This window comes from Blastomonas ursincola, from assembly GCF_013607875.1.
Taxonomy (GTDB): domain Bacteria; phylum Pseudomonadota; class Alphaproteobacteria; order Sphingomonadales; family Sphingomonadaceae; genus Blastomonas; species Blastomonas ursincola.
The window spans coordinates 295,719-312,561 of the sequence record NZ_VDES01000003.1 but is presented as its reverse complement, the minus strand read 5'-3'; the positions used below and the strand labels follow the sequence as shown (position 1 = coordinate 312,561).

The window sequence follows — 16,843 nt, the reverse complement described above, 5'->3', positions numbered from 1 at the left end:
GAATTCTCCTGCTTACAATTCGTTGTGTTTGGGGTCAGACCCAGTTCAACCCTGCCCCAGTGCGGCGCGCACGGCGGGAGTGATCTTGTCAGGCGTAAGGCCAAAATGGTCAAACAGCGCCTCTGCCGGCGCCGATGCGCCGAAGCTGTCGATCCCGAAGGCGAGGCCATCACGGCCGACATAGCGTTCCCAGCCAAAGGTCACGCCAGCTTCCATCGAGACCTTGAGAACATCGGCGGGAAGCAGATCGGCGCGGTAGCTTTCGGGCTGCGCGTCGAACAGCGACCAGCACGGCATCGAAACGACATCCGCACCGATGCCAGCAGCTTCAAGCTGGTCTGCGACGGCAAGCGCCAGCGAGACTTCCGAACCGGTGCCGATCAGCACCACCTGGCGCTTGTTGCCGGCGGTCTTGATGCGATAGGCGCCGCGCGCGCACTGGTTGCCCTCGGCCTCGACACGGCGGAACTGCGGCAGGTTCTGGCGGGTCAACGCGAGCACGGTCGGGGTGGACTGGGCCTGCAGCGCGAGTTCCCAGCACTCCGCCGTTTCCACCGCGTCGCCGGGGCGGAAGGTCAGCAGATTGGGCATCATGCGCAGGCTCATGACGTGCTCGACCGGCTGATGGGTCGGGCCATCTTCACCGAGGCCGATGCTGTCATGCGTCATCACATAGACAACCCGCTGACGCTGCAAAGCAGACAGGCGGATCGCGGCGCGGGCATAATCGGCGAACACCAGGAAGGTGCCGCCATAGGGGATCACGCCGCCGTGCAGCGCCAGGCCGTTCATCGCGGCGGCCATACCGAATTCGCGGATGCCGTAATTGACGTAGCGGCCGCCATAATTGGCCGAATTGAACACGCCGAGACCGGCGGTCTTGGTGTTGTTCGATCCGGTAAGGTCGGCCGATCCGCCGATGGTTTCGGGCAGCCGCGGGTTGATCGCTTCGAGCGCGAGTTCCGATGCCTTGCGGGTCGCGACCTTCTGCGGCTCGGCGAGCAGGCTCGCGACATGCTGCGACAGGCTGAACCCGGCGGGCAGTTCGCCGGCCATGCGGCGCTTGAATTCGGCGGCCTTGTCCGACGCGGCCAGACGATCGGCCCAGGCGGCATGTTCGGCAGCGCCGCGCTGGCCGAAGGCGGTCCAGGCAGCGCGGATGTCGTCGGGCACCACGAAAGGCGCGTGCTGCCAGCCCAGCGTAGCGCGCGCGGCATCGACTTCGGCAGCGCCCAACGGTGATCCGTGCGTTGCAGAAGTCCCCTGCTTGTTAGGCGCACCCTTGCCGATCACGGTCGCGCAGGCGATCAGCGACGGGCGCGGATCGGCTACTGCGGCGTCAAGCGCGGCGCGGATCGATTCGGGATCGTGGCCGTCGCAATCGACGACGTGCCAGCCAGCGGCGGCATGGCGCGCGCGGATGTCCTCGCTGGTCGACAGATCGGTCGCGCCATCGATGGTGATGCGGTTGTCATCCCACAGAACGTTGAGCTGACCGAGCTTGAGATGCCCGGCAAGGCCTACCGCCTCGTGGTTGATGCCTTCCATCAGACATCCGTCGCCAGCGATTACCCATGTGCGGTGGCTGACCAGTTCGTCGCCAAATTCGGCGTTCAGGTGCCGCTCGGCCATTGCCATGCCGACCGCCATCGCGAGGCCCTGGCCCAGCGGTCCGGTGGTGCACTCGACACCCGGCAGTTCGAAATTCTCCGGGTGACCGGCGCACGGGCTGTGCAGCTGGCGGAAGTTACGAATGTCCTCGATCGTCGGGCGCGCATAGCCTGTCAGGTGCAGCAGCGAATAGATCAGCATCGATCCGTGTCCGGCAGAAAGCACGAAACGATCGCGATCGGCCCAGTCGGGCGCGCTGGCATCGAACTTGAGATACTCGCCAAACAGCACCGTGGCGACATCGGCCATGCCCATCGGCATACCCGGATGGCCGCTATTCGCAGCCTGAACCGCATCCATCGACAAGGCGCGAATGGCATTGGCGAGATCTTGAAACTGAACGGACATCGCCCCTTGAAACTCCCTGCTGATCCTCGATCAGAGCCTAGATGCCTGCGCCAAAACAGGATTTTGCATATGCAACCGCGCAGGCCGAGTCGGCTTTGGCGTCACCCTTTGGTGTCCATGGTGCACCGCGTCAAGTTCCGCAAAAGCCTCACTTTGTCCGAAAGTTGATTTTGCGCCATTTGTTGATAAGCTCATTCCATGGCAAATGAACGACTTATCCTGGCTATCGGACAATTGGAGCGAGCATTGTCACGGCTGGAATCGGCGCATGTCGGCCTTGCCGAAAATCTGCAGTCGCACACCATTGCCGCCAGCGACGAGTTGCTGGAGCGCCACGCGGTGCTCAAGGCCGCCGCTGCCGAAGCGCTGGCCGGGATCGACGCCCTGCTGGCCAAGGCGGAGTAAGTACCATGCCCGATATGCGCCTGACCATCGGCGGACGAATCTACAGCGTCACCTGCCAGCCCGGCGAGGAACAGCATCTGGCGCGGCTGGGCACGATGCTCGACACTGCGGCGCGCAAGGCCAGTGCCTCTGGCGGACTGACCGAGACCCGCGCCCTGCTGTTTGCCGGGCTGCTGCTCGCCGATGAACTTGCCGAGACCCAGGACCGGGCCGCAGAAGCGCTCGCGGCCAAGGCGGCGGAAAAGGTCAAGGCGGAGCCCGCCCCGCCGCAGCAGGGCGACCTGCTGGCGCACGACAACGACACCGAGCTGGCCGCACGTGCGATCGAGAAGCTGGCCAGACGGATCGAGAATCTGGCAGCGGGACTTGAGAACCAGGGCGCCGCGTCCTAAATCTCTACCTGGGACTGCCTGGTACGAGCTGCAGAGAACATCCCTGAGGCGATACATCTTTCAAGGGAGCTGTCCCTGTCCTGGCTCCGGCCAGAGGCACACGGCGCCCACCTGACGTTACTGGCGTCAGAGGATATTCCAGCAAACGGCCAAGGCGGTTCCAACCATGGCCCGGAGGCGGGTCCCCCTTCCCTTCCTGACCATTGGGTGCGCGCTTGACCGATATCATCAGCCAGAAGCGCGAAATGCGGCGGGCCATGCGCGCCGCGCGACTCGACCATTGGCAGGCCTTGCCGCAGGCGCACCGCGCGCTGATCTTCGGCCGCCCGCCGCGCGCGATCCTGCCGCTCATCGAGAGCGCCGAGATCGTCGGCCTGTACCATGCCGTGCCGGGCGAGGTGCCGACGACGCGTTATGCGATGCATCTTCTCGACATTGGCAAGATGATCGCCCTGCCCTGGACGCGCGAGCATGCAGGTCCGCTGGCCTTCAGGCTGTGGACCGGGTCCGAAGAAACGCTCGAAAAAGGCCCTTGGGGGCCGCAGCCGCATATGGCGATGCCCCAAGTGGTGCCCGATGCACTGTTCATGCCCCTAGTCGCCTTTGATGCCTCGCTGAACCGGCTGGGCCAGGGCGGCGGGCATTATGATGGCTGGTGCGCCCAGCATCCGGCTACCCGCCGAATCGGTCTGGGCTGGACCGTGCAGCAGGCCGAGCGCGTCCCGACCGACGATCACGACATGCCGCTCGACGCGGTGATTACCGAGCAGCAGGTCCTGCTGCCGACCAACGAGAGAGTTCTGCCATGAAGCCGACCATGCGCAAGCCCGTGGGCATTTTCGCGATCCTGGGTATCATCACCCTCTGGGCGGTGATCGTCGCCAGCTTCTCCAGCGTTATCGGCAACTGGCACATCGCAGTGCAATCGGTGATCTACTGCATCGCCGGGATCATCTGGATCGCACCGATGCGACCGTTGATGATATGGATGGAAACAGGCCGCTGGCGGGCCTGATCTTTTCATCTATTTCCGAATGATTTCCAACGCATGCAAGTGACCATTGCGGTGAAACCTCACCAGGGCAATGGCGCGAGTGACGGGGCTCGAACCCGCGACCTCCGGCGTGACAGGCCGGCGCTCTAACCAACTGAGCTACACCCGCATCGCGTTGGAGCGCTGCCACTAGAAGCGGTCTCGCCGCCTGTCAACAGCCTCTTTCAATTTTTCCCACGAACCGGCGCAAGTGGCTCGGTCGCTGCGGTTTCTCCATCGCGCGGCTGCCGGGTGAGCGTCCCCGATTCGAACAGGAATCCGGCGATATCCGGCTTGCCAGCCGCCGCCACGACGGTCTGGATGATGATGAGCAGCGGCACCGCCAGCAGCGCGCCGGTCGTGCCCCAGACCCAGGCCCAGTAGCTCAGCGACACGAGAATCAGCAGCGGGTTCATCGTCAGTCGGCGCCCCAGCACGGCTGGCGTGATGAGATTCGCCTCGACCAGGTGAAAGACAACCTGCACGCTTGCGGGAATCAGAGCGGTGCCGAGATCGCCGAACGTCATCAATCCGCCCAGCGCGAGCAGCACTGCCGCCAAGACTGGTCCCAGATAGGGGATGAAATTGAGCAGGGCGACGATGCCACCCCACATCGCGGGCGATTCCATGCCCAGCATCCACACCACGATTCCCACCGACAGACCCAGCAGCAGGTTGATGACGGTGATGGTGGTGAGATACGCCGAGGTTGCCGACACAACGTTCTGGATGACACGGGCGGTCGCCATGGCGCCGGTAAAACTGCCGCGGCTGTTGATCGCGTTCTCGCGCAGCTTGGTCCAGCCGGCGAGGAAGAAGAAAATCAGCAGGATGACGAACGCCATCTGCAGCGCGACGGCCGGCGCGGCGCTGGCAAACAGGTCGAGCAGCGATTCGGGCGACGCGGTTGCCGCTGCCTGCGCCTTCACCATCGACCCCGAAACCAGCCGAGTCGTATCGTCGACAAACTTCTGCAGGTCCGAATAAAGGTCGATCAACGGCGCCAGATTCTCCATGATCTTGGGGATTCGGTCAGGAAGCCGCAGAAACCAGTCAGTCGCCGGCACCACGATCACCGCCAGCGCCCCATTGGCAATCGTCAGGAACAGCACAAGGCACAGAAAGGCCGCCGCCATCGAGGGCAGGCCGCGCCGCTCCATCCATTCGAGCGCCGGCACCAGCGCGATCGACAGCACGATCGCTACCGCCAGCGGTAGGAAGAACTCGGAACCGGCACGCATCGCGAAAGGGAAAGCCAGGAACAGGGCAACACCCGCGATCAGTGCAAGCGCTGCCAACAGTCGATCGCGACGCAGCTCATCGGTTTCGGTACGTTCGGCGGGAGGTAAAGACATGCGCAAATAGGCCCTCGGCCCAAGATCCGGGCGTTCTCGGCCTATATCTGCCCGTTATGACGCGCACAATCCAGCGGCATCGATTCATCTTTCCTGCTGGACCATTAACCATATGTTGGAAGATCGCACTTACCCGTGACCGCAGCCGGACCATCCCGGTGGGGGCAAATCGGGGAATTGAATGCTTCTGCGCACTGCACTCGCGCTGACCGCCATGCTGATGCCTGGCGCGGCCCTGGCATCAAGCGATGTCATGACCAAGGCTTCCATCTTTGTAGAGCGAATCGCATCGCAGGCGGGTGGCGTGCGCCGCGTACGGCTCGAACCCGCGCGGCAGGTGAGCCCGGGCGAGCGGCTCATCTATGTCGTCGAATATCGCAACACCGGCAACCGGCCCGTCCAGGGATTTACCGTGACCAACCCCCTGCCCCGCACCGTGCGGCTCGACGAGACGGTCGATGGCAGCGAACTCGTCTCGATCGACGGCGGCCGCAGCTGGGGACCGCTGTCGGCGCTGCGCGTGCCGCTAGGCAATGGCAGCTGGCGCCCGGCCAATCCGGAAGACGTCACCCATCTGCGCTGGCGCGTCGGCGACACGCTGATGCAGGGCGAGACGCGCAGGGTGACGTTCCGGGCAATCGTGCGTTAGGATTTAAAAGACCTCTCACACGTCATTCCCGCGAACGCGGGGATCCCGCTTGTCTGCAGGCGGCCACAAGAAAAACGGGCCCCCCGCCTTCGCGGGGGTGACGATGGCAGACCTCTGTCAGATCGAACTCAATCCGCGAAGATATAGATCGGCGTTTCGATCCGGCGCTTGAGCGCCTGGACGAAGCTGGCGGCGTCATAGCCGTCGACCACGCGGTGATCGCACGAGATCGACAGGTTCATCATCTTGCGGATGACGACGGCGCCGTTGACCACCATCGGCCGCTCGACGATCTTGTTCGGTCCGATGATCGCGACCTCGGGCCGGTTGATCACCGGGGTGGTCGCAATCCCGCCCAGCGGGCCCAATGAGGTCAGCGTCAGCGTCGAGCCCGACAGCTCCTCGCTCTTCGCCTTGCCGCTGCGCGCGGCTTCGGCCAGACGCGCGATCTCGCTCGCCATGTCCCAGACGCTCAAGCTCTCGGCACCGCGCAGCACGGGGACCATCAGCCCGGCATCGGTTTGCGTGGCGATGCCAAGATGCACCGCGCCGAAGCGGGTGACCACATTCGCCTCGTCATCATAGCGAGCATTGAGCATCGGGTATTCGCGCAGCGTCTTGCAGATTGCGGCGATCAGGATCGGCAGCGCGGTCAGCTTGGGCCTGGCCCCGCGCGAGTCATTCATTTCGGTGCGCATCTCCTCCATCTTCGTCACGTCGATTTCCTCGACATAGGTGAAGTGCGGGATGTGCCGCTTCGATTCGGCCATGTTCTGCGCGATACGCTTGCGCATGCCGATGACGCGGATCTCCTCGTCCGCCGCGCGGCCAGGCCCGGCGCGGGTGCCGCCATAGTTCAGATAGGCGTCGAGATCGGCATGGCGGATGCGGTTGCCCTCGGCGGGGCGCACCTTGGCGAGATCGATCCCCAGATCGCGCGCGCGCTGCCGCACGACGGGCGATGCCAGCACCTTCTCGCCGCCATGAGCGCTCCCCTGCGAAGGCTGCGGCGCATCTCCGGAAGCCGCCTTGGGCTCAATCGGCGCGGGGGTCGGCGCCGGTGCGGTAGCCTCAACCTCAGCTGGCGGAGCCTTGGGGGTTTCGGCCTCGATCACCTCCGGCGAAGGCGCGGGTTCGACCGCCGACGCATCCTCGCCCTCGGTCTCGATCTCGACCAGCATCGATCCGATTGCGATCACGTCGCCCTCGGCCCCGGCGACCTTGCGGATCACGCCCGAGACCGGCGATTCCATCTCAACCGTCGCCTTGTCGGTCATCATGTCGGCGATGCGGCCGTCTTCCTCGACCCGGTCGCCGACCTTGACATGCCATGCCACGATTTCCGCCTCGGCAATGCCTTCGCCGATATCGGGCAGGTTGAAGGTATAGGTGGCCATGGCGTCAGTCCTTCATGATCTTGGCAATGGCGCGACCGATGCGGATCGGGCCCGGGAAATACGCCCATTCCAGGCTGTGCGGGTACGGCGTATCGAAGCCGGTGACACGCTCGACCGGCGCTTCGAGATGATAGAAGCAGCGTTCCTGCACCAGCGCCGAAAGCTCGGCGCCGAAGCCGCTGGTCCGCGTCGCCTCGTGCACGATCAGGCAGCGCCCGGTCTTCTTCACCGAGGCCTCAATCGTCTCGATATCGAGCGGCAGCAGCGTGCGCAGGTCGATCACCTCGGCATCGACCTTGTTCGCCTCGACCACGGCCAGCGCGACATGCACCATCGTGCCATAGGCCAGGATGGTCAGCCCCTCGCCTTCGCGCACCACATTCGCCTTGCCCAGCGGGATGCGGTAATGGCCGGTCGGCACTGCCGAGGCCGCGTGCTTCGACCAGGGCTCGACCGGACGGTCGTAATAGCCGCTGAACGGGCCGTTATAGATGCGCTTGGGCTCGAAGAAGATGACCGGGTCATTGTCCTCGATCGCCGAGATCAGCAGCCCCTTGGCGTCATAAGGGGTCGACGGGATCACCGTCTTGAGCCCCGCAACATGGGTGAACAGGCTCTCGGGGCTCTGGCTGTGCGTCTGGCCGCCGAAAATGCCGCCGCCAAAGGGCGAGCGCACCGTGATCGGCGCGATATATTCGCCTGCCGAGCGGTAACGCAGCCGCGCCGCTTCGGAGATCAGCTGGTCGATGCCGGGATAGATATAGTCGGCAAACTGGATCTCGGGCACCGGGCGCAGGCCATAGGCTCCCATGCCGACCGCGACGCCGACAATGCCGCATTCGCTGATCGGCGTGTCGAACACGCGGGTCTTGCCGTATTTTTTTTGCAAGCCAGCGGTGCAGCGGAAGACGCCGCCGAAATAGCCGACATCCTCGCCCATGATGACGACATTGTCGTCGCGCTCCATCATCACGTCGAGCGCGCTGTTGATCGCCTCGATCATGTTCATGGTGCGGGTGTCGCTCTGAGCCTCGATCACTTCGGCCATTTTGCGGCCCTTTCTTCCAGCGCCTGCGCCATCTGTTCCTGCAGATGCCAGGGCAGTTCCTCGAACACGTCCTCGAACATCGTCTCGAACGGCTGGTGCATGCCGTGCCCGAGGACGCCGTTCTTCTCGGCCTCCTTGGTGGCCTGCTTGACCATCTCAGCCAGCTCGAGGTCCATCGCCGCGTGGCGCTCCTCGTCCCAGATGCCGAGCACGATGCAGTGTTGCTTTAGCCGGTGAATCGGATCGCCCAGCGGCCATTCGGCGCTTTCCTGCGCGCTGCGATAGGCGGACGGGTCGTCCGAGGTGCTGTGACCTTCGGCGCGATAGGTGAAATGCTCGATCAGCGTCGGCCCCTTGTTGGCGCGCGCGCGCTCGGCTGCCCAGCGCGTCGCGGCATAGACCGCCAGCGCATCATTGCCATCGACGCGAAGCCCGGCAATGCCATAGCCCAGCGCACGCGCGGCAAAGGTGGTCCGCTCGGCGCCGGCAAAGCCCGAGAAGCTCGAAATCGCCCATTGGTTGTTCACGACATTGAGGATGACCGGCGCGTTATAGACCGAGGCGAAGGTCATCGCGCTGTGGAAGTCACCTTCCGCGGTCGATCCCTCGCCGCACCAGCAGCTGGCGATGCGGGTATCGCCCTTGATCGCGCTGGCCATCGCCCAGCCCACGGCCTGCGGATATTGCGTGGTCAGGTTACCGCTGATCGTGAAGAAGCTGAGCTCGGGCACCGAATACATGATCGGCAGCTGGCGGCCCTTCAGCTTGTCGCCCGCGTTGGAGTAAATCTGGTTGACCATCTCGACCAGCGGATAGCCGCGCCACATCAGAATGCCCTGCTGGCGATAGCTGGGGAAGACCATGTCGTCGCCCTGCATCGCGGCCGCGGCGGAGACCGAGGTCGCCTCCTCCCCGGTACACTTCATGTAGAAGCTGGTCTTGCCCTGGCGCTGCGCGCGATAAAGCCGTTCGTCGAACGCGCGGGTCAGCGCCATGGTGCGCAGGATTTTCAGGAGCGTCTTGGGCGACAGCCGCGGATCCCAGGGGCCGACCGCCTGATGCTGTTCGTCGAGCACGCGGACCAGGCCGAAGGCGGCATCGCGCATGTCGTGCGGAGAGATCGTCTCGTCGGGACGCGCCATGCTGCCGGCAGCGGGAATCACCACATCGCTGAAATCGACCGGATCGCCGGGGCGCGAGCGGGGCTCTGGAACGTGCAGCGCAAGCGGCTGCAGGTTCGTGCGGGCGGGACCATCGGCCATCAAATATCCTCTCGGGCTGGCGGGCAATGGGTCGGGGCGGCTCTTGCTGGCCTTTCGACTAATTGCCCTACCCGGACATATTATTTCAAGATTCGCGATAGGTCAATAGTGCTGCCCTTCACACCGCGACGGGCGCGGCGATATGCGCTTGCGGTGCATAGTCGCGGACCTCGAAATCATCGATCCGGTAGTCGAAAATGCTTGTCGGCCGTCGGGCGATCGACAGCTTCGGCGCGCCGGAGGGCGTGCGCGACAGCTGGGTTTCGACCAGTTCCTGATGGTTGAGGTACAGATGCACATCGCCGCCGTTCCAGATCAGTTCGGCCGGCTCCAGATCGCATTGCTCCGCCAGCATCCGCGTGATCAGCGCGGCGGAGAATATGTTGAACGGAACGCCGAGCGCCAGATCGCAAGAGCGCTGGTAGAGCAGACCGGTCAGCTTCCCGTCGGCGACGAAGAACTGATAGGTCTTGTGGCAGGGCGGCAACGCCATCCGGTCGAGCTCGGCGACGTTCCAGCCCTCGAAGATATGGCGGCGCGATCCGGGATTGTGACGAAGGCTCTCGACGAGCTCGGCGATCTGGTTGATGCCCCGTTCGCGTTGGCGGAACAGCCCCTCGCCCACCGGCTCGTAGACCGGCCAGTCGACCCATTGCTTGCCATAGACCGGGCCGAGATCGCCCCAGCGAGCCGCGAAATCGGCGTCGGCAATGATTCGCGCCTCGAAAGCATCGCGATCGATCGCCTCGCCCGTCGCCTTGCGATAGGCATCGAGCGGCCAGTCGGTCCAGATATGCACCCCTTGTTCGACCAGAGGGCGGATATTCGTCTCGCCGGTCAGGAACCACAGCATCTCGCGCGCGGCGGCCTTCCAGTAGACGCGCTTGGTGGTGAGCAGCGGAACCGCCTCGTCCGAAAGATCGAAGCGCATATTGGCCCCGAAGACCGAGCGCGTACCGACGCCGGTGCGGTCGGATCGCTCATGCCCGCGCGTCCAGACCTGGCGCATCAGGTCGAGATACTGCCATTCGAAATGATCCTGCGCGGCGGCTTGCGGCGCGCGACTCTGCACTGCTGTTTCCATGCGCCCATGCCTAGCACGGGCCTCGAAGCTCCGCCAACGCGGGGCCGACAAGAAAAGCGCAAAAGGCCGCTTGCAGTCTGCGAAACCCGTGGCTATAGGCACGCCCCTGCCTCCCAGGCGCCGCAAGGCACCATGAAGTCTGGGTCGGGGAGTAGCTCAGCCTGGTAGAGCACTGTCTTCGGGAGGCAGGGGCCGGAGGTTCGAATCCTCTCTCCCCGACCATTTCCTCGTATCGATCCTGATATTCGTGTCGAACCCGGCTTGCCGGGCATCGCCGCGTTGCGTCGTCGTCCGGTTTTGATCGACCATGTCGATTGAACTGACATAGTTTGATCGTTTCAGCCGTTCATGGAACTTTCCTATGTTAGCGTCATTCGTTCGATGAAGGAGATGCGCGATGGACATGAAGACAAGTGGCATGGGCGGAAACTGCCCGTTTTCTGGCAAGGATGGCGGCGTTCGCGCCCTGCTGGGGCGAACCAACCGCGATTGGTGGCCCGATGCTTTGCAGCTCGACATATTGACGCAGAACGGCACCTCGCCCGACCCGATGGGCCCGGATTTCGATTATGCCGAGGCGTTCAAGCAGCTGGACTACCAGGCGCTCAAGGCCGATCTGCATGCCCTGATGACCGACTCGCAGCCCTGGTGGCCGGCGGATTACGGTCATTACGGCCCATTCTTCATCCGCATGGCCTGGCACTCTGCAGGCACCTATCGCACCGCCGACGGGCGCGGCGGATCGAGCAGCGGGCAGCAGCGCTTCGCCCCGCTCAACAGCTGGCCCGATAACGGCAATCTCGACAAGGCGCGCCGCCTGCTCTGGCCGATCAAGCAGAAATACGGCAAGCATATCAGCTGGGCGGACCTGTTCATCCTGACCGGCAATGTCGCGATCGAATCGATGGGCGGTCCGGTCTTCGGCTTTGGCGGCGGCCGCGCCGACGTGTTCGAGCCCGAGCGCGACGTCTATTGGGGCACCGAGGAAGCCTGGGTCGATACCGGCGCGGAAACCCGCATCCAGCCCGACAAGGGATGGGAGCTCGAAGCACCGCTCGCCGCGATCCAGATGGGCCTCATTTACGTGAATCCCGAAGGTCCGGGCGGCGTGCCCGATCCTCTGCAATCGGCGCGCGACATGCGCATCACGTTCGAGCGCATGGCGATGAACGACGAGGAAACCGTCGCGCTGACCGCCGGGGGCCATGCCTTCGGCAAGGCGCACGGCGCGGTGCCTCCCGACCAGCTGAGTGGTGCGCCCGAATCCGAGGCGATGCAGCTGATGGGCTTTGGCTGGGCGACCGATGCCGAGCAGATCGAGCGCGGCCATATCACCACCTCCGGCATCGAAGGCGCCTGGACGCCCAACCCCACGCAATGGGGCGGCGACTATTTCCGCCTGCTGTTCAAATACGACTATGAGCTGGTGCGCAGCCCGGCGGGTGCGCACCAATGGCAGCCGATCAACCCGGACCCCGAAGACATGGCGCCCGATGCGCGCGATCCTTCGAAGAAGGTGCCGACGATGATGACCACCGCCGACATGGCGCTGAAGATGGACCCGGCCTATCGCAAGATATCCGAACGCTTCCGCGACGATCAGGCGGCGCTCGACGATGCCTTTGCCCGCGCCTGGTTCAAGCTGACGCATCGCGACATGGGGCCGAAGGTCCGCTATCTCGGCCCCGAAGTCCCGGCAGAGGATCTCATCTGGCAGGACCCGGTGCCTGCGGGCACGATGCCTTCGGACGCGGCGGTCGAAGCGTTCAAGGCGGCGATCCTGGCGAGCGGGCTGCCGATGAGCGCGCTGATCAAGGCGGCCTGGGCCTCGGCCTCGACCTATCGCCGCAGCGACCATCGCGGCGGTGCCAATGGCGCGCGCGTCCGCCTGGCCCCGCAAAAGGACTGGGCGGTGAACGATCCGGCGGAACTGGCGACGGTGCTAGCCAAGATCGAGGAACTGCGGGGCGAGCTGTCGGTGGCCGATGCCATCGTGCTGGCGGGCAGCGCCGCGGTCGAGAAGGCCGCGCGCGATGCCGGGTTCGATGTCTCGGTGCCGTTCCTTGGCGGTCGCGGCGATGCGAGCGCGGAGCAGACCGATGCCGAGAGCTTCGAGCCGCTCGAACCGCGCGCCGATGCCTTCCGCAACTATCTCGCCACGAAGCAGACGGTGAAGACCGAGGAGATCATGCTCGACCGCGCACATCTGCTCGGCCTGTCGATCCCGCAAATGGCGGTGCTGGTGGCGGGTCTGCGCGTGCTGGGGGCCAATGCCGGCAACAGCAGCAAGGGCGTGCTCACCGACCGTCCGGGCCTGCTGACCAACGACTTCTTCGTCAATCTGCTCGACATGCGCACGGCCTGGAAGACCGTCGACGAGAGCGGTGACGAGGAGTTCATCGGGACCGACCGCGCCACCGGCGAAACCCGCTGGCACGCAACGCGCACCGATCTGGTCTTCGGCTCCAACTCGCAACTGCGCGCGGTGTCCGAAGTCTATGCCGAGCGCGGCAACGAACTGAAGTTCGTGCAGGACTTCATCGCCGCCTGGGTGAAGGTGATGAACGCCGACCGGTTCGATGTGAAGTGAGCGGGTGGTGCGTTAGATGAATGAGAAAGCCCCGGGCAGCGATGTCCGGGGCTTTTTGGTTAGATCGTTACGATTGTCCCTCGGCCGTCGCCGACCCCCGAATTGCCTCCTTAACCGACGGCGCCGCCGTGTGGCTGATTACCGAAACTGGGAAAAAACACAGACCCTCAGATGTCATCGAGGAGAGGTCACGACGTCCTTGTTGCAATACTGATTGGGTTTTGTAGATTACAGCAATGCGACGTCAATTATCTTCTTGTTTGCTTTGCGCTACGCTCCTTGCGGCTTGTGGCTCGCGTAGCACGACGATTACGCCGCCTGATGAAAACGAGGAGATCTCGATAGATTATCGGATGTCAGATCAACCGTATGTTGATCGTGCACTGGCAATTTATTCAGGAAATGGTAGAATTTCACGTGATCAGGTTTTGCGCGAAGTGAGTCCGGTGGTGGTTGAGCTTCCAACGATGATCTGTGTCGGTCTTAATCTACGCCCTGGCAATGTAGGTGGCGATACAACTATTTGCTATTCTCGTAAAAATGGAGATCAGGTTCTTCATTATGAAAATGGTGAGTAATTTTTTTAAAAGCAAGTTTTCTCCGCTCTACCTGAGCTTGTCGAAGGCCCCGCCATACCATCGGCGTAGGCGCGGGTACTTCGATGCTGCGGGCTTCGCTCGCTGATCAGAGCCTGCGCTGAACCCATTTCAGGGGTGAGCGGGGGTGGTTATGGTTGTTGTAGCGAGAGACTTCGATAATGCGCGTTCCCCTCCCTGGAAGGGAGGGGTTAGGGGTGGGTCGGCGGCTTAGTGCGAGCTTGCTGACGCGCTGCGCGCGCTACCCACCCCCTGCCCCCTCCCTTGCAGGGAGAGGCAGGGGGTGGTGCAGGTTCTGGAGTGGCGGAATAAGCCCTCTCCCCTTCAGGGGGGAGGGTTTGGGAAGGGGGGAATGCGCACCTCATGCCCCTCTCAGCTACGGCTAATCAGACAAGCTGATAAGCCTTCGCATCTCTCCCCCATGGGGGAGAGAGCATGCGTGCCTCACTCTGGCGCTTGCGTTTCTGCCAGCGATTGCCCGCTCTTCGTCGGGATCGACCAGATCACGACGTTCGCGATCATCACCACCGCCAGCACCAGCATCAAGGCGGGCTGCTTGCGCTGGCCGCGGCGGAAGAGTGCGATCGCGCCGAACACGAGCGCGATTGAGGTCAGCATGGCGATGGAGAGGACGAAGCTGGTCATGCCGCTCCTGTGTCAGCCCAGCCCCGGCACCGTCAAGGCGGCATCGCGCAGGCCGCGCCAGACGCGGGCGGCCTGGACGGTTTCGGGGACGTCGTGGACGCGCACGATCTGCACGCCGCTGCCGATCGCGCTCATCGCCAGCGCGACCGATCCGCCCAGCCGGGCATCGACCGGGGCCTCGTTCGACAATGCGCCGATCATCCGCTTGCGGCTTGCGCCGAACAGGATCGGCTGGCCGAGCGCGTGGAACAGCGGCAGCGCGTTGATCAGCGCGAGATTGTCGGCGAGCGATTTGCCGAAGCCGATGCCCGGATCGACGATCACCTTTTCGCGCGCCACGCCCGCCGCGACCACGGCGGCAACGCGCGCCTCGAGCCAGTCGAAGACATCCGTCACGACATGGCCATAGCCGCCGCCCGCATGCGGGTTCGCGCCCTGCGACGGCGCGTGCATCAGCACCACCGGACAGCCCGAACGCACCACGACATCGAGCGCTTGGGTATCGTACAGCAGCGCCGAGACATCGTTGACGATATGTGCGCCCGCCGCCAGCGCCGCCTCCATCACCGCCGCCTTGCGCGTATCGACCGAGAGGATCGCGCCGCTATGCGCGAGCGCCCTGATTGCGGGGACGACGCGCGCGATCTCGTCGCCCTCCCACACCACCGGCGCTTCGGGCCGGGTGGATTCGCCGCCGATATCGATCAGCGAGGCGCCCGCAGTCAGCATCGCAAAACCCGCGTCCGCCGCCTGCGCGGGATCGTCGGTAAAGCGCCCGCCATCGGAAAAGCTGTCGGGCGTGACGTTCAATATGCCCATGACCTGTGGCTGATCAAAGCGCAGCACGCGCACGCCCAGTTGCAGCGGGGCGTGCATCCGCGACAGGTTGACGAACTGGGTCTGCGCGCGCTCGGCCTGATCGGCGGGAAGCGCGTTCAGCGCCTCGGCAAAGCGATCGACCGGCACGATCTGCCGCGCGACCAGACTGCCCCCCTCATAGCTTTCCAGCGCCAACAGATGGCACCAGACCAGGCTGTGACCGAGCCGGATCGTCGCGCCGTCAAAGGTCTGCGGACTTTCCGCCAGCCCCACGGGCCGCACATAGACGCGCGCGGCGTTCATCACGGTTCGGTGGCGAGCAGATAGGTCTGGCGCAGGCTGTCGAGCGGCTTCAAGCCATCGTCGGTTTCCAGGTGCCACCAGGTCCAGCCGTTGCACGACGGCGCGTTCTGCAGCAGCGCACCGAGCTTGTGGATCGATCCGCTCTGATCGCCCGACAGCAGCGAACCATCGGCGCGGATCGTGGCGAAATGCTTGCGCGCCTTGTCGCACACCCTCGTGCCTACGGCCACATAGCCGGTCTCGACCAGGGTGCCAAAGGCGACGCGCGGCTGGCTCTTGGGCGACTGCATGGTCTTCAAGCCCGATTCATCGAGCGGCAGCGCAGCGGCGATGCGCTCTTCGGCGACCTCGCAATAGATCGGGTCGCGCTCGCAACCGATCCAGTCGCGCCCCAGCCGCTTGGCGACCGCGCCGGTGGTGCCGGTGCCGAAAAACGGATCGAGCACCACATCGCCCGGATTGGTGCAGGCAAGCAGGATGCGATAGAGCAGCGCCTCGGGCTTCTGCGTCGGGTGCGCCTTGGTGCCGCCGCGCTTCAAGCGCTCCTGGCCGCCACAGATCGGCAGCACCCAGTCGGAGCGCATCTGCAGCTCGTCGTTGAGCGTCTTCATCGCGCGATAGTTGAACGTGTATTTCGACTTTTCGTCGCGCGAGGCCCAGATCAGCGTCTCGTGCGCGTTGGTGAAGCGCGTGCCGCGGAAATTGGGCATCGGGTTGGCCTTGCGCCAGACGATGTCGTTGAGGATCCAGAAGCCCAGATCCTGCAGCGTCGCGCCGCAGCGGAAGATGTTGTGATAGCTGCCGATCACCCAGAGCGATCCATCGGGCTTGAGGATGCGGCGCGCCTCGGTCATCCACTCGCGCGTGAAGCGGTCATAGGCGGCGAAGGTGTCGAACTTGTCCCAGTCATTGTCGACCGCATCGACGCGGCTGCCTTCGGGGCGGTAGAGGTCGCCGCCAAGCTGCAGGTTGTAGGGCGGATCGGCGAAGATCATGTCGACCGATGCGGTGGGAAGGCGGCGCATTTCTTCGATGCAGTCGCCCTTCAGGATCTGGTTGAGCGGCAAGGGCGGACGCGCCGCGACCCGGGCACGCGGCGGCGCCTTGAGAGTGCGCTTTACAGGCGCAAGCATTTCGCCGATCTGAACCATATTAAACCCCCGCTAACCCCGTGGAACGAGGCCCTGAATGAGTCCTTGGCGACCATCGGTCAAGGCAAAAACCCTAGGGAATCCGGGTGTTCAAA

At 64.1% G+C, this 16,843-nt stretch carries 16 protein-coding genes, 2 tRNA genes and 1 other RNA gene; 9 read left to right on the top strand and 10 right to left on the bottom strand.

What is annotated here, in order from left to right:
• Window positions 1–45: 45 nt before the first annotated feature.
• Entirely contained in the window at window positions 46–2,019 is a 1,974-nt protein-coding gene (tkt, locus tag FG486_RS15320; RefSeq protein ID WP_181268183.1) for a transketolase, read from the bottom strand.
• A gap of 246 nt (window positions 2,020–2,265) precedes the next feature.
• Here tkt and FG486_RS15315 point away from each other — a divergent pair, with 246 nt between their 5' ends.
• From FG486_RS15315 to FG486_RS15295, 5 genes are all read left to right on the top strand, one after another.
• Complete coding sequence (locus FG486_RS15315; protein ID WP_156441906.1) at window positions 2,266–2,424, top strand: hypothetical protein; 159 nt, start codon at window positions 2,266–2,268, stop codon at window positions 2,422–2,424.
• Between the two features lie 5 nt (window positions 2,425–2,429).
• Window positions 2,430–2,816, top strand: a complete 387-nt coding sequence (gene zapA / locus FG486_RS15310; protein ID WP_181268182.1) for a cell division protein ZapA — start codon at window positions 2,430–2,432, stop codon at window positions 2,814–2,816.
• Between the two features lie 8 nt (window positions 2,817–2,824).
• Window positions 2,825–2,981, top strand: a non-coding RNA gene (ssrS, locus tag FG486_RS15305) — 6S RNA.
• Window positions 2,982–3,031: 50 nt separating this feature from the next.
• Entirely contained in the window at window positions 3,032–3,625 is a 594-nt protein-coding gene (locus FG486_RS15300) for a 5-formyltetrahydrofolate cyclo-ligase (protein ID WP_181268181.1), read from the top strand.
• Window positions 3,622–3,831 carry a DUF2842 domain-containing protein gene (locus tag FG486_RS15295; protein WP_060979706.1) on the top strand — a complete coding sequence of 70 codons (210 nt, stop codon included), beginning with the start codon at window positions 3,622–3,624 and terminating at the stop codon, window positions 3,829–3,831. Before FG486_RS15300 ends, FG486_RS15295 begins: the two co-directional genes overlap by 4 nt.
• Before the next feature lie 71 nt (window positions 3,832–3,902).
• On the opposite strand, the gene FG486_RS15290 is transcribed toward FG486_RS15295, so the two are convergent.
• Window positions 3,903–3,979: transfer RNA gene (locus FG486_RS15290), tRNA-Asp, on the bottom strand.
• A 55-nt stretch (window positions 3,980–4,034) separates the two neighbouring features.
• A complete protein-coding gene (locus tag FG486_RS15285; RefSeq protein WP_066275219.1) occupies window positions 4,035–5,204 on the bottom strand; it encodes an AI-2E family transporter in 1,170 nt (389 codons plus the stop codon).
• Window positions 5,205–5,385: 181 nt separating this feature from the next.
• Here FG486_RS15285 and FG486_RS15280 point away from each other — a divergent pair, with 181 nt between their 5' ends.
• Window positions 5,386–5,853: a DUF11 domain-containing protein gene (locus FG486_RS15280; RefSeq protein WP_181268180.1), complete on the top strand. Its 468-nt coding sequence runs from the start codon at window positions 5,386–5,388 to the stop codon at window positions 5,851–5,853.
• Window positions 5,854–5,981: 128 nt separating this feature from the next.
• Here FG486_RS15280 and FG486_RS15275 read toward each other — a convergent pair whose 3' ends face one another.
• The 4 genes from FG486_RS15275 to thyA form a co-directional block, all read right to left on the bottom strand.
• Window positions 5,982–7,250, bottom strand: coding sequence for a dihydrolipoamide acetyltransferase family protein (locus FG486_RS15275; protein ID WP_181268179.1), 1,269 nt, complete (start codon window positions 7,248–7,250; stop codon window positions 5,982–5,984).
• A 4-nt stretch (window positions 7,251–7,254) separates the two neighbouring features.
• A complete protein-coding gene (locus tag FG486_RS15270) occupies window positions 7,255–8,259 on the bottom strand; it encodes an alpha-ketoacid dehydrogenase subunit beta (protein WP_066275415.1) in 1,005 nt (334 codons plus the stop codon).
• Window positions 8,260–8,285: 26 nt separating this feature from the next.
• Window positions 8,286–9,560: a thiamine pyrophosphate-dependent enzyme gene (locus tag FG486_RS15265; protein WP_181268178.1), complete on the bottom strand. Its 1,275-nt coding sequence runs from the start codon at window positions 9,558–9,560 to the stop codon at window positions 8,286–8,288.
• 118 nt (window positions 9,561–9,678) lie between these two features.
• Window positions 9,679–10,644 (bottom strand): thymidylate synthase, encoded by a 966-nt coding sequence (thyA, locus tag FG486_RS15260; protein WP_181268177.1) that lies wholly within the window; start codon window positions 10,642–10,644, stop codon window positions 9,679–9,681.
• Between the two features lie 145 nt (window positions 10,645–10,789).
• Here thyA and FG486_RS15255 point away from each other — a divergent pair.
• The 3 genes from FG486_RS15255 to FG486_RS15245 all read left to right on the top strand — a co-directional run bounded on the left by FG486_RS15255 (window position 10,790) and on the right by FG486_RS15245 (window position 13,812).
• A tRNA-Pro gene (locus tag FG486_RS15255) sits at window positions 10,790–10,866 on the top strand.
• A 175-nt stretch (window positions 10,867–11,041) separates the two neighbouring features.
• Window positions 11,042–13,234 (top strand): catalase/peroxidase HPI, encoded by a 2,193-nt coding sequence (gene katG / locus FG486_RS15250; protein ID WP_181268176.1) that lies wholly within the window; start codon window positions 11,042–11,044, stop codon window positions 13,232–13,234.
• A gap of 353 nt (window positions 13,235–13,587) precedes the next feature.
• The gene (locus FG486_RS15245) at window positions 13,588–13,812 is read left to right on the top strand and encodes a hypothetical protein (protein WP_181268175.1); all 225 of its coding nucleotides are present in this window, start codon (window positions 13,588–13,590) and stop codon (window positions 13,810–13,812) included.
• A gap of 462 nt (window positions 13,813–14,274) precedes the next feature.
• On the opposite strand, the gene FG486_RS15240 is transcribed toward FG486_RS15245, so the two are convergent.
• From FG486_RS15240 to FG486_RS15230, 3 genes are read right to left on the bottom strand one after another with little or no spacing between them, the layout of a single operon-like run.
• The gene (locus FG486_RS15240) at window positions 14,275–14,475 is read right to left on the bottom strand and encodes a hypothetical protein (protein ID WP_066275197.1); all 201 of its coding nucleotides are present in this window, start codon (window positions 14,473–14,475) and stop codon (window positions 14,275–14,277) included.
• A gap of 12 nt (window positions 14,476–14,487) precedes the next feature.
• Window positions 14,488–15,597, bottom strand: a complete 1,110-nt coding sequence (gene folP / locus FG486_RS15235) for a dihydropteroate synthase (protein ID WP_181268174.1) — start codon at window positions 15,595–15,597, stop codon at window positions 14,488–14,490.
• Window positions 15,597–16,748 (bottom strand): site-specific DNA-methyltransferase, encoded by a 1,152-nt coding sequence (locus tag FG486_RS15230; RefSeq protein ID WP_277817003.1) that lies wholly within the window; start codon window positions 16,746–16,748, stop codon window positions 15,597–15,599. The genes folP and FG486_RS15230 overlap by 1 nt, the downstream gene beginning before the upstream one ends.
• Window positions 16,749–16,843 lie beyond the last annotated feature (95 nt).

Coding starts and splice junctions, on each gene's coding strand:
- tkt (WP_181268183.1), bottom strand. CDS start 2,019: ATGTCCGTTCAGTTTCAAGATCTCGCCAATGCCATTCGCGCCTTGTCG.
- zapA (WP_181268182.1), top strand. CDS start 2,430: ATGCCCGATATGCGCCTGACCATCGGCGGACGAATCTACAGCGTCACC.
- FG486_RS15295 (WP_060979706.1), top strand. CDS start 3,622: ATGAAGCCGACCATGCGCAAGCCCGTGGGCATTTTCGCGATCCTGGGT.
- FG486_RS15285 (WP_066275219.1), bottom strand. CDS start 5,204: ATGTCTTTACCTCCCGCCGAACGTACCGAAACCGATGAGCTGCGTCGC.
- FG486_RS15280 (WP_181268180.1), top strand. CDS start 5,386: ATGCTTCTGCGCACTGCACTCGCGCTGACCGCCATGCTGATGCCTGGC.
- FG486_RS15275 (WP_181268179.1), bottom strand. CDS start 7,250: ATGGCCACCTATACCTTCAACCTGCCCGATATCGGCGAAGGCATTGCC.
- FG486_RS15270 (WP_066275415.1), bottom strand. CDS start 8,259: ATGAACATGATCGAGGCGATCAACAGCGCGCTCGACGTGATGATGGAG.
- FG486_RS15265 (WP_181268178.1), bottom strand. CDS start 9,560: ATGGCCGATGGTCCCGCCCGCACGAACCTGCAGCCGCTTGCGCTGCAC.
- thyA (WP_181268177.1), bottom strand. CDS start 10,644: ATGGAAACAGCAGTGCAGAGTCGCGCGCCGCAAGCCGCCGCGCAGGAT.
- katG (WP_181268176.1), top strand. CDS start 11,042: ATGGACATGAAGACAAGTGGCATGGGCGGAAACTGCCCGTTTTCTGGC.
- FG486_RS15245 (WP_181268175.1), top strand. CDS start 13,588: ATGTCAGATCAACCGTATGTTGATCGTGCACTGGCAATTTATTCAGGA.
- FG486_RS15240 (WP_066275197.1), bottom strand. CDS start 14,475: ATGACCAGCTTCGTCCTCTCCATCGCCATGCTGACCTCAATCGCGCTC.
- folP (WP_181268174.1), bottom strand. CDS start 15,597: ATGAACGCCGCGCGCGTCTATGTGCGGCCCGTGGGGCTGGCGGAAAGT.
- FG486_RS15230 (WP_277817003.1), bottom strand. CDS start 16,748: ATGGTTCAGATCGGCGAAATGCTTGCGCCTGTAAAGCGCACTCTCAAG.